Source organism: Colwellia sp. 75C3 (assembly GCF_002836255.1).
In the GTDB taxonomy this organism is placed as follows: domain Bacteria; phylum Pseudomonadota; class Gammaproteobacteria; order Enterobacterales; family Alteromonadaceae; genus Colwellia.
Genome location: NZ_PJAU01000049.1, coordinates 43663 through 59415, shown reverse-complemented (window position 1 = coordinate 59415; position 15753 = coordinate 43663). Strand labels below are relative to the sequence as shown.

Sequence of the window (15753 nt, the reverse complement as noted above, 5' to 3'; positions counted from 1 at the left end):
ATTGAGCTGGTTAGTATTTTAAAACAGTCACTTCAATGGCAATTTTATTGAATATAACCAGTGTCCATATTAGTCTCATTCTCCCCGTCACAGAATAAAAAAACCGTTAATCGAAAGATTACGGTTTTTTTTATTCTTTCGATTTTTAATCACTATTAAATGAAATCAGTAGCTAAAATTTTGATGTAAGTTATAGCTACTATGCAGGTAGTAACCAAAGACCACTGAAGTAACCATTAATATCGAGTTATATGGAGATCCTTTATTGATTATCACTTGTAATCATTAATGGAGCTCTCCTGAAACTAACGTAGTTGATGGAAGCTTAAAATAACCAATGTTGCCCATTTCTCCCTGTTTTCGCCCCATTGAACCACCAAGAGAATCGATTATCTTGGTGCATAAAACATAATCAATTGATGTGTCTTGTTCGTAATGTTCTCTATTTGAAATATGGCTATCTTCTACTTCAAATACGATATTAAACTTATCATGATATAGACGAATATTTACGTCACACCCTTCAGAGGTCTTATTAATTGCATTTTTTGTGAGATACGTTATCACTTGCTCTATTTGGCTAGGAGCATGCATGCTCTTTGTATTAGGGTTCAACGACTCTTTAATTACTATGTTACTAACTTTAGCTTTACTTGCACCTATTAAAAGCTGGCCTGATATCATTGAATGTAAAGAATGATTTTTTAATGATGAATCATGTAAATTATTTGATAATTCTAAATAACCTAAGGCATAACTCAAAGTACTGGTCAATTTGGTTTTAGCTGTTTTACACAGTAATTTCGAATGAGAAGACTCGTCTGTTTCTACCGTGTTTTCTAATAAAATATCGTTGATAGTTGATAATACATAGATAGGATTGTATACATTGTGAATAATACTATGAATGATTGTTTTATAGTCATCTAATGATTTTTTTTCTTGATGTATTTTATGAGAGTTAAATATTAGTTTTTTTAACTTGAGTGAAAAAATATCATGGTCTAGTGGTTTTATTAAAACATCATCGGCGCCATCGTGGAGAAACTTAATTGCGCCATTTCTACTTCCTGTTATTCCGATAAAAATGAACTCTCTTGTGGGAAATGTATTTTTAATTTCCTCCATTAATTCACAGCCATTTTGATGTGGCATTTCATAATCTAGAATAATAATATTAATCGATTCTGAATTTTTTAGAAGACCAATAACATGTTCGGGGTTATGCTCGTTATCGTTTTTTAAAAAATCTCTCGACAAATTATTGGTGATAATGGAGGTATCAACTCTAGAGTCATCGACAACAAGTACGTGCTGATACTGATAAATGTTGTATTGCTTGATAAAGCCGTAAATTAAAGATATTAATTCAGGATCAGATGCATTAATTACCAAGTCGATGTTATTTAATTTTGCGGTTCTTTCCATCTCGAAGTTAGATTGGTCTGTGATTAATATTACCGGAATATCGCTTGGCGCTTTTAGCTCGATTATATGCTCTTCTGACATATCGCTATCATAAAAAACAATAAAATTGGTACATTCAATGTCACCATTAAAATAACTAAGGGAACTACTACAGGTAATAGCTTTACATGATCCTAATTTTTCTTTTTTAATTATCTTGGTTAATGGGTAGGTCAATTGTTCAGGTAGATTAACCAATGAAATTTTAAGTATGTCCACGATGATTCCCTTCTCGAATGATATATAAATTAACTTTTGTGTATTAAATTAATACTATGATAATTAATCGTAGTACATATTCTGTTTTTTAGTATCTTGATATAAAAATAGATTGATTTTTTATAAAAATGTACTAGAAGTTTTAAATTTATATAATCATTACTTATATTTTATTCCTAACACTTTGTTTTTTATCGACTACTATAAAGTGGTGACCAATAAAAATAATAAGTACGTCTAAGGAACCAAATGGCATGAAATCAACTTTTAACTTGTTGAATAATACAACAGCCTTAACTCAACTCTCGTTCTCATCAGTCTTTATCAATTTATTGTCGCTAGCGCTCCCTTTTACCATGCTACAAATCTACGATCGAATATTGCCAAACCAAAGTTATGGTACCGCAACTGTACTTGTTATTGGCGTTGCTATAGCAATATTACTCGAATTGTTTTTAAGGTATGCAAGAAGTTGGATGCTTGCTTCTTCTGCTGCTAACTTCGAATTACAAACCACGATAAATGTCGTGAACAGAATTATGGAAGCCGATCATCAGCCCCTTGATAAAATGGGTAGCGGAAGTCTATTTAATAGCTTGTCAGGTATCGCAACAATGAGGGACTTATATTCAGGGCAAGCTGCTGTTGCAATAATGGATTTCCCTTTTGTGTTAATTTTTCTAGGTTTAGTAGCTTATATTGGTGGACCTTTAGTGTTTATCCCCATCGTGGTTTGGTTTGTTGTTATTTCGTTGGTGTTACTGATAAGTAAAAACCTATCGAAAGTAACGGATGAATTATCGGTAACAGACAGCCAGCGTTCATCAATCTTACTTCATGTATTATCAGGCCTTACGACAGTAAAAGCGTTAGCACTAGAACAACGTTTATCGCGAGAATACCGCGAATTAAATTTTAAACGATTAGCAGAGCAAGAGAAAATAGATTGGTTGTCAGCCAAACTACAAGAATTAATTCAAGGTGCTTCCCAAGCAACAACGTTGATCTTAGTGTTACTAGGTTGTTTATCTGTATTAAATGGTGATTTAACAACGGGTGGTTTAGCAGCCTGTTCAATTTTAGCGGGTAGGGCTGTTGCTCCCCTAAGTGCTATTGTCAGTCTTCGTTCTCGAATCGCGATAGCCAAAGTGGCCATGGCAAATGTGGATGGATTATTGTCACTTCCCAAAGAAGCATTTACCAGTGCCAAAATTTATAACGAAAAACTACCATTAGGTCCAATACAGTTTAAGGCGGTTAATTTTGAACACATGGGCGCAAAACTAACCCAATTATCATTAACTATCCAAGCCGGTCAACTTTGTACCATTCAGTCAAACCCCCTGACGCACGCAAGCGCAGTACTGCAAACGTTAGGCTTATTTAAACATGTAAATGCTGGCAGTATTTCTATTGATGGCGTGGAGATAGTCGAACATGCAGTCAATGAATTTCGTCAATCGGTTTTGTATGTTCCTCCTTGGCCAACGTTATTTGCAGGAAGCTTATTAGAAAATATGACCATGTTTCAACCGCAATACGAAAGCTTAGCAATGCAATACGCTAACGTTTTAGGGTTAACAAATACCATCGCACAATTACCTGCAGGCTATTCAACACAGGTAACAGAAGACAACAATAAGATGATTGGGAAAGGCGCTATAAAGTTAATGGCGATAATACGCGCCATGGTGCAAAGTCCGTCTATTCTGTTGTTGGATGAACCCATGATTGCACTTGACTCTGACTCCCAGGCAAGGTTGTTAACCTTACTTCGATCACTTAAAGGTGAGATGACCATGTTAGCGGTTTCCTACTTTGATGAATTATCTGAAATTAGCGATGTCACAATGACCCTGACAAATGAGGGAGAGGAAAATACGGTATTGTCTGAAAAAAGAGGGTCAACTCATGAATAATCATAATGACCTTAACGTTGCATTAATCGCACTATTTAAACAGTTAGGCTTACATTCTCAAGCGAACAGCATTTTAGTAGATACGCGGCTAGATAAATTAGATACCACTGAACTCTTAGATGTTTTAAGAAAATACAGTCTTAATTTTCATGTGCGGCCAATGAACAAAAAGGATATAGATCATACGTTATTACCTTTTTTGGTTATTCCTCAAGAAGATGAGGCTTTTGTTTCTAGACGTAAAAACAATCAATATGAGCAGTTAACAACTGAACAGTCTTGGCAACGGGTTTCTTTTAGGAAAGGTTTTGAGCAGGCAAAAGTCATTATTATAGAAAACCTGCCAACTAAGAAATCTTCAAGTAAAACATTTTCACAACACTTATCAAAACAAAAAAAATGGTATAAACCAGTATTTTGGCTGAGTTTGTTATCAAGTTTAACGGGATTAGCGGTACCTTTATTTACTATGTCTGTTTATGACAGAGTCATTGGTGGACAAGCACCCGATGTATTACCTCAAATAGCCTTGGGCGCCTTTATCGCCTTAGCCATATTAATTGGCAGTCGTCTTATTAGAGCCAAAATAGTGGCCAGTGCGAGTAATAAATTTGCTCGTGACTTATCAGATATCACCTTCAGTAGACTATTAAGAATGCCGTTGATGGTATTGTCTCGCGTTGGTCTGTCAAATCACATCGCAAGAATGAGAAATGCGGAAAAGGTAAGAGGCATGGTTTCAGGACCCGGTGGTGCAGGGTTAATCGATTTACCCTTCACTATCATTGCTTTTTCTGCCATTGCCTTTTTAAGTGGCTGGTTAGTCTTAGTGCCTATTATCATGCTGTTTGTCTATTACTTAGTGATGAAGTTACTGAATCGCTATACCGCACGGGTAATACCCACCATAAACAGTGAATATCAAAACTCTATTAATGAGTTATCTAAAAATGTATTGCAACTTAAAGCCAGTGGACAAACTGAAGCTCGAAGAGTTGAGTTTTTTAGGCAGTGTAGAGAATCTTGTAGACAAAACTTCCTTTTCGCAAAACGTAACGGATTAAAAACTGCTACGGCTCATGCGTTGAGCATGCTTACGGCGTTAGCTACTGTATTTACGGGGATTTTCTTAGTCTTAAATCAAAGCATTACCGCTGGCGCTTTAATTGCCTGTGTGATGTTGATTTGGCGAATTACCGGACCTGCTCAATTAGCTTTTTCATCAGGGCAAAAATTCACCATGATGAGTGGAGCTATTCAACAGTTCGATCGGTTTATGGGGGCAAGCCCTGAACAAAATGAATACCGAATGGAGCAACCCGACAGAGAAACTGCGCCAACGATTAAAATAAATCAAATAACCTTGAGGTACAGTGCTAACCAAGAACCCGTGTTATCAGGTATCTCGGCTGATATTGAATCAGGTGACTGTGTCGCAGTGATTGGTCCCAACGCCTGCGGTAAAACATCATTATTACAGTCTTTACTTGGTGTGGTTGAACCTCAAGCGGGTTTTATTATGGTAAATAATAAAAACTTAAAACAATATGATCCCGAAACTTTCAGAGAATATGCAGGCTATTGTCCCGCAGAGCCAGATTTATTTCCTGGAACGTTAGCTGATAATTTACGTATTGCGAAACCTAACGCCACCGATGATGAATTAATTGCCTCGTTGAAACAGGCAGGAGCTGAATCGTTATTTGTTTCATTAAACTCCAATTTAAACGTCAAATTAGAAAATAACGCATCCAACATGCTTTCTGCAGTTGAGGGAAGTTATATAAATTTAGCGAGAGCTTTTCTTAAAAATTCTAACTTTATTATTTTAGATGAACCATTAGCGAACAGAAACCCTCAAGCGAGAGAAGTATTTAGCAACACGATCTTAGCTTTAAAAGGCAAGGCGACAATTGTCTTTAGTAGTCATGATCCAGCATTAATAAAACTCGCTGATAAAGTGATTGTTTTAGATAAAGGTAGTGTTGTTTATGCAGGGCCAATCCCTGAAAAAAATTCACAAAAAATGGAGTCATCAAATCATGAATAACCGCCAACTTGCGAACCGTCAATGGCCTGAGCATGAGTTTTCTGATGCTATTGAAGCGCCTATAGAGCGAAAAGTGATCAGAAATATCACCTATATGATTTTAGGCTCAATATTTTGTTTGTTAGTGTGGTCTATTTTTTCAAAAGTTGAGGAAATTGCTAAAGCACAGGGACAAGTTGTGCCAGTTGGTCATCGACAAGTTATTCAAAGCCAGTTAGGCGGAACAATTAACTCTATTGTTGTGGAAGAAGGCGATGTAGTAAAAAAAGGCGATATTTTGATTAACTTTATCGCCATTAATAGTCAATCAGCGAAAGAAGAATTAGCAAGTAAATATGCTAATTTAATAATGAAAAAGGAACGATTATCTGCTTTTCAAGAAAGACGAGAAGCGGACTTTAATGCTTACAACGAAACTTTTCCTCGATTAACGCTTCAGCAACGTCAAGCATTAGGAAGTATGAATAGTGAGTTAAGCGCAATAGAGTCATTATCAAAATCTGAGGTGGCTAAAACGCAAGCCGAATACCATGCGATAGAAAAAGAAATACCAGCATTAGAAGACCAGATTCTAGCTTCTGAAAAAACACTCATTATGATGAAAACGCTTGCAGAAACAGGGAGTGTTTCGCAGTTAAAGTTATTAGAAACCCAACAAAAACTGGATTCCTATAAACGTGAACTCAGCGTTTTAGAGGGAAAAGAACAAGTGCTTGCCAAAAATATTACAAATTTAGATGAACAACTTAACAGTAAAAAAGCGTCTCTTTTAAAACTCGTAGGTGAGACATTAACAGAAACTCAAGGTGAGATTCTTGCGATTGAAGCACGACAAAGATCATCAGATTCGGATGTTTCGCAAAATACCGTTGTTGCACCCGTTAATGGCATTATTCAGTCAATTCCCAGTAGTAGTGTTGGTAGTGTCATACCTCCAGGAGGAACAGTCGCGATTATTGTTCCTGTTACAGCAAAAGCCTTACTGGAAGCGAAATTATCTCCAAGGGATATTGGTTTTGTTTCTATCGGACAAAAGGCAAGAATTAAAATTGATGCTTTTGATTACAGTAGATATGGTGCTTTAGATGGCATAGTTAAGAAAATATCACCGAGTACGGATGCCGATGAAAGAGGTGGTGTTTTTTATAAGGTTCAAATTGCCATTGATAAACCCTATTTTGGTAAGAACCCTGGTGATTTAGAGTTGATACCCGGTATGACGGGGGAGGCTGATATTGTTACAGGTGATAAAACTATTTTTCAATACTTATGGAAACCGGTTTTTACTAACGTAACTAGTGCTTTTGGTGAGAGATAGAGGCTTTAATATGACAAACGATAAAGATAAATCACAGCCAAAAGATAAAGTCGCTAATGAAGAATCGAGTAAAACACGTAATTTAAGCGTATCGAAAGAAAAAGTACTTAAAGCGGATAAAGATGTAGAGCGACTCAAAGCTAAAGAATTCAAGGATATTAAAGACAATTTTGATAAATTGAATACTGACATAGTTGCAGATAAGTCAACGACTCATTTGGTTAATGAGCCTTTAGAACAGAGTAACCAGTTAGCAGTAACAAATGAAAATACAGCATTAGAAAATGATTCATTAATAGCTGAAAACGTAACAGAAAATATTTTAAATACGAGTGAAGAGAAGTTTTCTCTAAAAGGCGATTTACCAGCTGAACAAGTAGATTCAACAGAACCAGCGATTGATACAATCAACCCACCAAAGTTTCATAGAATAGGAAAAGGTGGAGCAGTCACAACACCTCAAGGTGCGACATTTAATCTTACTAATGGCGTAGAGAAAGGTTTTGTTTTGAATCATAACCCTTCCGTTTTAGGTGTTGATGGTTTAACTACAAGTAATATCTCACAAGTTCCACCAAACCCTCAAATAGGAGAATCCGTTACTACTGCTCATAGTCATCAGGTTACCCCCTCTATCGGTTCGAAATTACAGTCTGGTCAGGTACCAAACGCTATACCGAATCAAGTGCCAACACTGGCGCTAGGTCAAGTACCGACAGCGATACCCAATCAAGTGCCTACACTGGCGCCGGGTCAGATACCGACAGCGATACCCAATCAAGTGCCTACACTGGCGCCGGGTCAAGTTCTGACAGCCATACCGAATCAAGTGCCAACGCTGGCGCCGGGTCAAATACCGACAGCGATACCCAATCAAGTACCAATGCTGACACCGGGTCAAGTACCAAACGCTATACCTAATCAAGTGCCAACATTGACGCCAGGTCAGGTTCCAAGCGCGATACCCAATCAAGTACCAATGCTGACACCGGGTCAAGTACCGAACGCTATACCGAATCAAGTGCCAACATTGGCGCCAGGTCAAGTACCGAACGCTATACCCAATCAAGTGCCAACGCTGACGCCAGGTCAAGTTCCTAACGCTATACCCAATCAAGTGCCAACGTTGGCGCCGGGTCAAGTTCCGACAGCCATACCCAATCAAGTACCAATGCTGACACCGGGTCAGGTACCTACTGCTATACCTAATCAAGTGCCAACACTGGCGCCAGGTCAAGTTCCTAACGCTATACCCAATCAAGTGCCAACGCTAACGCCGGGTCAAGTACCTACGGCTATACCGAATCAAGTACCCACACTAACACCGGGTCAAGTACCGACGGCTATACCAAATCAAGTGCCAACATTAACACCGGGTCAAGTACCGACAGCCATACCGAATCAAGTGCCAACACTGGCGCCGAATCAAGTACCGAACGCTATACCGAATCAAGTGCCAACGCTGACGCCAGGTCAAGTACCGAACGCTATACCGAATCAAGTGCCAACACTGACGCCAGGTCAGGTTCCAAACGCTATACCCAATCAAGTGCCAATGCTGACACCGGGTCAGGTACCTACTGCTATATATAATCAAGTGCCAACACTGGCGCCAGGTCAAGTACCGAACCCTATACCGAATCAAGTGCCAACGCTAACACCGGGTCAAGTACCAAACGCTATACCGAATCAAATGCCAACCCTGACGCCAGGTCAAGTACCGAACGCTATACCGAATCAAGTGCCAACATTGGCGCCAGGTCAAGTTCCAAACGCTATACCGAATCAAGTACCTACACTAACACCGGGGCAGGTACCAAACGCTATACCCAATCAAGTGCCAACCCTGACGCCAGGTCAAGTACCGACAGCAATACCCAATCAAGTACCAACGCTGACGCCGGGTCAAATACCGACAGCGATACCCAATCAAGTACCCATGTCAGCAAGTATTTCTGTCAATGCGATTACTCCAGACAATATAATTAATGCGATAGAATCTAAAACTAATATTACTGTCACAGGTGATGTCTGTGGGAATGTAACTGATGGTGATTTAGTCACACTTGAAATAAATGGACATAATTTCAATGGAATGGTTTTATCAGGAAAATTCAGTATTTTAGTCCCGGGCAGTGACTTAGCGGTAGATACAAATGTTCATGCAATATTAGTAGCAACTAATTCTCTTGGGCATAATATGACTAAGACGGATGATCACAGCTATATTGTCGATACAAATGTCTCAGCTACAGATGATTCAAGTACAGCAATAGAAGGGCAGTCGAAGGCTGCAACAAGTGGTAATGTTTTAACTAATGATGATCATGATTGCACAAAAGTAATAACCACAGATGTCACTGGATCTTATGGTACTTATCACTTTAAAGTAGATGGAAGTTACACTTACCAGCTTGATAATACTAGCTCTCAAGCGCTAACAGCGGGTCAGGTTGAACATGACTATGCTACCTATGAAATCACCGATGCTGCGGGCAATAAAACCTCTGCAACCTTGACGACTACTATTACAGGCACTAATGATAACGCAGTAATAACAGGACAAGACATAAGTAGTGTAACTGAGGATGTTAACGCAACGGCTGTAAATACACTTAAAGGTCTTACACCTATCTATCAGGGAATCGCCACACATGGTCAGTTAACAATATCTGATCCTGACGCAGGTGAAGCTCATTTTGTTGGTCAACAAACAGCACAACCTCATGGAACCTTTATCTTAAGTGAAAAGGGTTATTGGAACTATACCGTTGATAATTCATCAAATGCTGTTCAATCCTTAGGTGCAGGGCAAAGTATTACCGATACTATTATTGTTACTTCAGCAGATGGAGCAACACATGATATTGTCGTAACAATTCACGGTAGCAACGATACTCCTCACTGTACCTCAGAAGTCCAATTAAGATCGGGTACAGAAGACACAACTATTAATCTTACAGCCGCTCAACTTTTAGCCAATAGCAGCGATATTGATGCGAATGATTTAGGTCAACTTCATATTGACTCAATAACTGCAAATCATGGTGTAGTTAATCAAAATTCAGATGGCTCATTTACTTTTACGCCAGATAAAGATTATAACGGTGCAGTCCATTTTAGTTATGACGTTAAAGATGCACATGGTGGGATGACGCATACAGGTGCTACAACTAATCTACAAGCCATAAATGACAATCCAGATGTAAAACCAATCACGGATAGTTTAACTGAAGACACCGATCAAAAGCACCAAGTTAACCTCCTTGGGAATGCCACCGATGTAGATGGTGATCCACTCTCAATCAGTCAAATTCAAATTACATTTGAAGGGAAAACAGGACCGTTACCAAAGGGTGTTAGTTTTGCAAGTGATGGACATACCCTCGTTGTTGATAGTCACAATCCTACTTTTCAGCACCTTAGTGCGGGACAAAAAGCCGATATAGTCGTCAACTATATGGTGGATGATAATCATGGCGGCCAAACAGCAGCTGTTGCGACAATTACGATGATAGGTAGTGATGATAAAGCACAGCTGCAATCTTCTACCATTGATATGACAGAAAGCGAAGCATTACATACCTATTATCAGATGGGCAGTAAAGTTGGTGGCACACTTAATTTAGTAGATCCAGATACTAACGACCACACTCAGTTTGCCTTCTCGGGTGATCAAGGAACTCAAGGTTATGGCGCGTTAACGATTTGGCCTGATGGGCATTATGAGTATGATCTAGATATGACGCGTAATCATCATGCAAATGACAAAGTCGCAGCGCTCAAAGCAGGTGAAACCTTAACTGATCAATATCAAATAAAAACCAGTGATGGTCAAACAAAAATTGTCACTGTTACCATTCATGGTGAAGATCATGACGCCCGAATCGAAGTCAGTATGCCACAAGCCTTGTCTGCTAATCAGAATGTCACTGAAGAACATTTTGTACCTGCGAGCCCTACGCATTTATATTCAGGTGGCATGCTAAACGTTATCGACCCAGATCATGGTGATGCGTATTTAAAACCTGAAATAGTAACGACAGCACATCATGGAGAGTTCAGAATCAGAGCCGATGGGGGCTGGAGTTATAAAATTGATAATGCGCTAGATACGGTTCAACATTTAGGCGCTGGAGAGTCTTTCACAGAATCACACACCGTCCATTCTAAAGATGGCACTGCTAGTCAAGTACTCTCTGTGACGGTTCATGGTACGAATGATGCGCCAATAGTGTCAGCTAAAGTACAGCTAGTCGCAGGCACTGAAGACACAGATATGCAACTGTCTACTGTTGAACTACTCGCTAACGCGACAGATATTGATCACAATGATATTGGGCAACTGAGCATTGCTAATTTAGTTTCTGATCATGGCGTTATTATTGACAATAAGGACGGTAGTTTTAGATTTATTCCCGAGAAAGACTACAACGGTGAGGTGCTTTTCAGTTATGACATCAAAGATGCCCATGGCGGCGTCACTCAAACAGTTGCAACGACCTTGTTAGCGGGAGTCCAAGATAACGCAGTCATTAGCGGACAAGACGATGGAAATGTAAAAGAAGATGTCAATGTCGGCCCTGTAGTAGCAGGCAATGCCAATATGATTGAAGCACATGGACAAATGCATATTAGTGATCCAGATGCCGGAGAGAATCACTTTGATTTTAAGAACTATGCTTTTATTCATGATGCAGGACACCCTGATTTTCATCCTATAGTAAGTGCTTTAGGCGGGTATCTTAGTATAGGTTCAGATGGTTTTTGGAATTATAGAATTGATACAAGAAAAGCGGTGGTACAAAACTTAGGCGCTGGTGAGACAGCGATTGATAAAGTAGTTGTCCACTCAATTGATGGCACTGCACATGAAATTCAAATAACCATCCACGGAACTAACGACGCACCTTATTGTAGCTCAGAAGTTCAATTAGCAGCGGGTAGCGAAGACACTGTTATTAACTTGTCTTCAGCGCAACTTTTAGCCAATGCCAGCGATATAGATATTAACGATTTAGGGCAACTGAGTATCGCCAATTTAGCTGCAGATCATGGCTGCATTGTTGATAACCACGATGGAACCTTTATCTTTACCCCTGCAAAAGACTATAACGGTCAAGTGCATTTCACTTATGACGTAAAAGATGCTCATGGTGGTGTTACGCATACGGGCGCAACAACTTCGTTAACAGCAGCCCAAGATAACGCAGTGATTACAGGGCAAGATTCAGGTAGTGTCACTGAAGACAGAAATGTTTCTCCTGTAGTTTCATGGTTTGGTAATATGATAGAGACTCAAGGGCAGTTGCATATCACTGATGCCGATTCAGGCGAAAACCATTTTGAATTTAGATCATTTATCAAAGATGCAATGCACCCACAATGGGCACCTTATAGCAGTGACCTTGGCGGCCATCTCAGCATTGGGCCTAATGGTTTATGGGAATACAAAATTGATACCAGCAAAACGGTTGTACAAAACTTAGGCGCTGGTGAAACAGCGATAGATAAGGTTGTAGTTCATTCAATTGATGGCACCGAACATGAAATTCAAGTAACCATCCACGGAACCAACGACGCACCTTATTGTAGTTCAGCAGTTCAATTAAGCTCTGGTATCGAAGACACGGTCATTAACCTTACATCAGCTGAGCTTTTAGCGAATGCCAGCGATATTGATGCGAATGATTTAGGTCAACTGAGTATCGCGAATTTAACCGCAGATCACGGCACTGTCGTTGATAACAAAGATGGTAGCTTTAGCTTTAGCTTTACCCCGGGAAAAGATTACAACGGTGATGTGCATTTTAGTTATGACGTAAAAGATGCTCATGGTGGTGTCACTCATACTAATGCAACGACAACACTTGCAGCAGTAAATGATAATCCAGATGTTTCACCATTAACGGATAGCGTTAAAGAGGGAGAACGTAATCATCATAGCTTAGACCTACTGTTAGGTGCGACTGATAAAGAAGGTGACTCATTAAGTATCAATCAACTCTCTTATTCTGTAGATGGTTCACCTAGTACGACACTCCTACCTGCTGGACTATCGTTGGCTGCCGATGGTCATAGTATCATTGTCGATGCGACTGACTCAGCCTATGAACATTTGCAAAATGGACAATCACTTAAAATAGTAATTTCTTATCTGGTCGAAGATGGTCATGGTGGCCAAAGCCAACAAACGGCAGATTTAACCATTCAAGGAACAGACGATAAAGCCACCCTCGTTTCTAACGTCATTCAGATGACTGAAACACAGGCGATTGATAGCCAACATAATACGTTCAGAGGAATACTTCAGCTTATCGACCCAGATAGTGGTGATAATACGCACTTTGAATCCAGCGGAACATATTTAGGTAATGGGTTCCCACCAGGCTCTCTTAGAGTTCAGCCTAATGGGTCTTATCAATTTACCTTACAGTACGCCAACAATCGCTATGCAGATGACCATATTGCTAGTTTGCGCACTGGTGAATCGACGGATATCCCTTACGAGATAAAAACCAGCGATGGGCAATCACTGACAATCATTGTGAAAGTTATTGGAGAGGATAACAAAGCAAGCATTGCTGTGGCCCCCTATTCAAGTTTCACTAATCACGCCTATGAAGATCGTACCTCGGCGAGCACACCGACTCAGATATGGAGTGGCGGAAATTTACATGTGATCGACCCCGATCATGATCAAGCAGGTTTTGTTGCACAAAATATCTCTACAGCTGAGGGAGGAAATTTCTTTATAAACTCACGCGGTGATTGGGCTTACACTATCGACAACGCAAAAGTTCAGCATTTGGGGCAAGGCGAATCTTACCAAAAAACATTCACCGTTGACTCTATTGATGGCAGTGCGCATCAAGATATTACCGTTACGGTTCATGGTACTAATGATGCCCCCATCATTACCAGTGCCATTTCGCTAGCTGCGGGTATTGAAGATACAGAAATTCACATCACCCAAGCGCAACTGCTGGCCAATGCTAGCGATGTTGATGATAACGACCTTCAGCAACTTCATGTTGATAGTATAAGTGTTGACCATGGCGCTATAACGAAAAATTCCGATGGCTCTTTTACCTTTAAACCAACGGCAAACTACACCGGCGCAGTGCACTTTAGTTATGATGTAAAAGATGCTCATAGTGGCGTGACACATACCAGCGCATCAACAACGCTTGCTGAAGTTCAAGATAAAGCAATCGTCAGCGGCGATATCACAGGTGATGTTATTGAAGAGAATGACATTATCACAGGTAATCATATTGAAGTGACGGGACACGTGTTTGTTGCCGATCCTGATGCTGGGCAACAAGGTTTTCAATATCGAAGAACGACCAGCGTGGATGATCCGTTTGGTGGTACTTTACACATAAGCTCAGGTGGCACTTGGACATATGACGTGGACAACACCAAACTTCAACACCTTGCAGCCAATGAAGAAGTGCTGGTTACCCATCGAGTTTATACTTTAGACGGGACAGCCCAAGACATTGTTATTAAAGTGACAGGCACCAATGACAAACCAGTCGTCACCGAAGTTCAGCAAGGTCCCCATAACATTACGGAAGATGGAGGTAATTCAACTTCCGGCCAAATTACGATTAGCGATGTTGATCATAGCGATCAACACTCGGTGACAGTCGAGCCTAACCATCAGCCGCAATATGGCTCAGTGAGTTATAACAGCACCACTCAAACTTGGATATATGCACTGAATAACAATGATTCCAACGTTGATACCTTAAACGATGGTGACCAATTGACCGATAAATTCTCATTACTGGTCGATGATAGTCATGGTGGAACCACAGTCCAAGAGGTCCAAATGACCATTAACGGTCACAGTGATGCTCCACCTATGCCAACACTGGTCGCGCCTGCAAGAATAACAGGTGGGGCAGGCCATCAAGACTTGCATGCTTCTATTGGTACGCCTCCAATTGTTCAGGGAACGGCAACATCATTAACAGGCTGGGGAATTTCCGATAACCATGGACACTCCCTTAGTTCACTGCACGGTCAATATGGCACCTTGCATATTAACCCCGCAACGGGTGAGCTAAATTATGATTATCAATCTTCATCGAGTGTTATTAAGAGTCATACTAGTGGCTCCTACGGAAGTGGCTCGGATCAAACTGATTCATTTTTATTAACACTAGGCGGTAATCAAAATTCACAAGTCGCAGTTCATTTACATTTACATTCACAATCAGTGCATGGAAATAGTGGTCATCATATTGACCAAACCACATTAACGGGCATGGATATATCGCCAATAACTCTAATGCCAGCACTGACTCCGAAAGTGTCAGATATGAATGATGATCCAGAAGCTGTAAGTATAATTGAAGATGTTCAAGAAATAAGTGTAACGGATATCAATAGTGTTGATGATAACGATATTTTTTCTGCTTCTCAGGACTTACTTTCAATTAAGCCGGTTGATCACTATCTTCAAATGCTAGGTATTAGTAATGAAGAAACATCAAAATTCGACATACCATCATCAGAAATTGAATCTGCTTTCATTGGTGGAAATCATTCTGAAAATTCAGATCCCCTAGTAGATAGTATGACAGTAGACGTTTTTGAAAATCCACTTGCAGATGAAGAACAGCAGGGTGTTCAAGCAGAAAATGTATTACTCGATAACGCTAATGACACTTCACATTTAGACAATTTAAACATTGATGACGACGATGACTTGAATCAAGCATTAAACGATATGCATTCACAATTCTAATATTAGATGAATATTAATA

5 protein-coding genes are annotated in these 15753 nt (G+C 39.8%); 4 read left to right on the top strand and 1 reads right to left on the bottom strand.

Annotated elements, in window-relative coordinates:
- Positions 1 to 285: 285 nt before the first annotated feature.
- Positions 286 to 1686, bottom strand: a complete 1401-nt coding sequence (locus CXF85_RS11290; protein WP_101228638.1) for an ATP-binding response regulator — start codon at positions 1684 to 1686, stop codon at positions 286 to 288.
- 254 nt (positions 1687 to 1940) lie between these two features.
- Here CXF85_RS11290 and CXF85_RS11285 point away from each other — a divergent pair, with 254 nt between their 5' ends.
- From CXF85_RS11285 to CXF85_RS11270, 4 genes are read left to right on the top strand one after another with little or no spacing between them, the layout of a single operon-like run.
- Positions 1941 to 3605, top strand: a complete 1665-nt coding sequence (locus CXF85_RS11285) for an ABC transporter transmembrane domain-containing protein (RefSeq protein ID WP_101228637.1) — start codon at positions 1941 to 1943, stop codon at positions 3603 to 3605.
- On the top strand, positions 3598 to 5655 hold the full coding sequence (locus CXF85_RS11280; RefSeq protein WP_101228636.1) for a peptidase domain-containing ABC transporter: 2058 nt from the start codon (positions 3598 to 3600) through the stop codon (positions 5653 to 5655). The genes CXF85_RS11285 and CXF85_RS11280 overlap by 8 nt, the downstream gene beginning before the upstream one ends.
- Positions 5648 to 6973, top strand: coding sequence for an HlyD family type I secretion periplasmic adaptor subunit (locus tag CXF85_RS11275; RefSeq protein WP_101228635.1), 1326 nt, complete (start codon positions 5648 to 5650; stop codon positions 6971 to 6973). The genes CXF85_RS11280 and CXF85_RS11275 overlap by 8 nt, the downstream gene beginning before the upstream one ends.
- Before the next feature lie 10 nt (positions 6974 to 6983).
- Complete coding sequence (locus CXF85_RS11270; RefSeq protein ID WP_101228634.1) at positions 6984 to 15734, top strand: VCBS domain-containing protein; 8751 nt, start codon at positions 6984 to 6986, stop codon at positions 15732 to 15734.
- The last annotated feature ends 19 nt before the right edge of the window (positions 15735 to 15753 follow it).

Excerpts from the sequence above, each read along its gene's own strand:
- CXF85_RS11270 (WP_101228634.1), top strand. The coding sequence starts at position 6,984 with ATGACAAACGATAAAGATAAATCACAGCCAAAAGATAAAGTCGCTAAT.
- CXF85_RS11275 (WP_101228635.1), top strand. The coding sequence starts at position 5,648 with ATGAATAACCGCCAACTTGCGAACCGTCAATGGCCTGAGCATGAGTTT.
- CXF85_RS11280 (WP_101228636.1), top strand. The coding sequence starts at position 3,598 with ATGAATAATCATAATGACCTTAACGTTGCATTAATCGCACTATTTAAA.
- CXF85_RS11285 (WP_101228637.1), top strand. The coding sequence starts at position 1,941 with ATGAAATCAACTTTTAACTTGTTGAATAATACAACAGCCTTAACTCAA.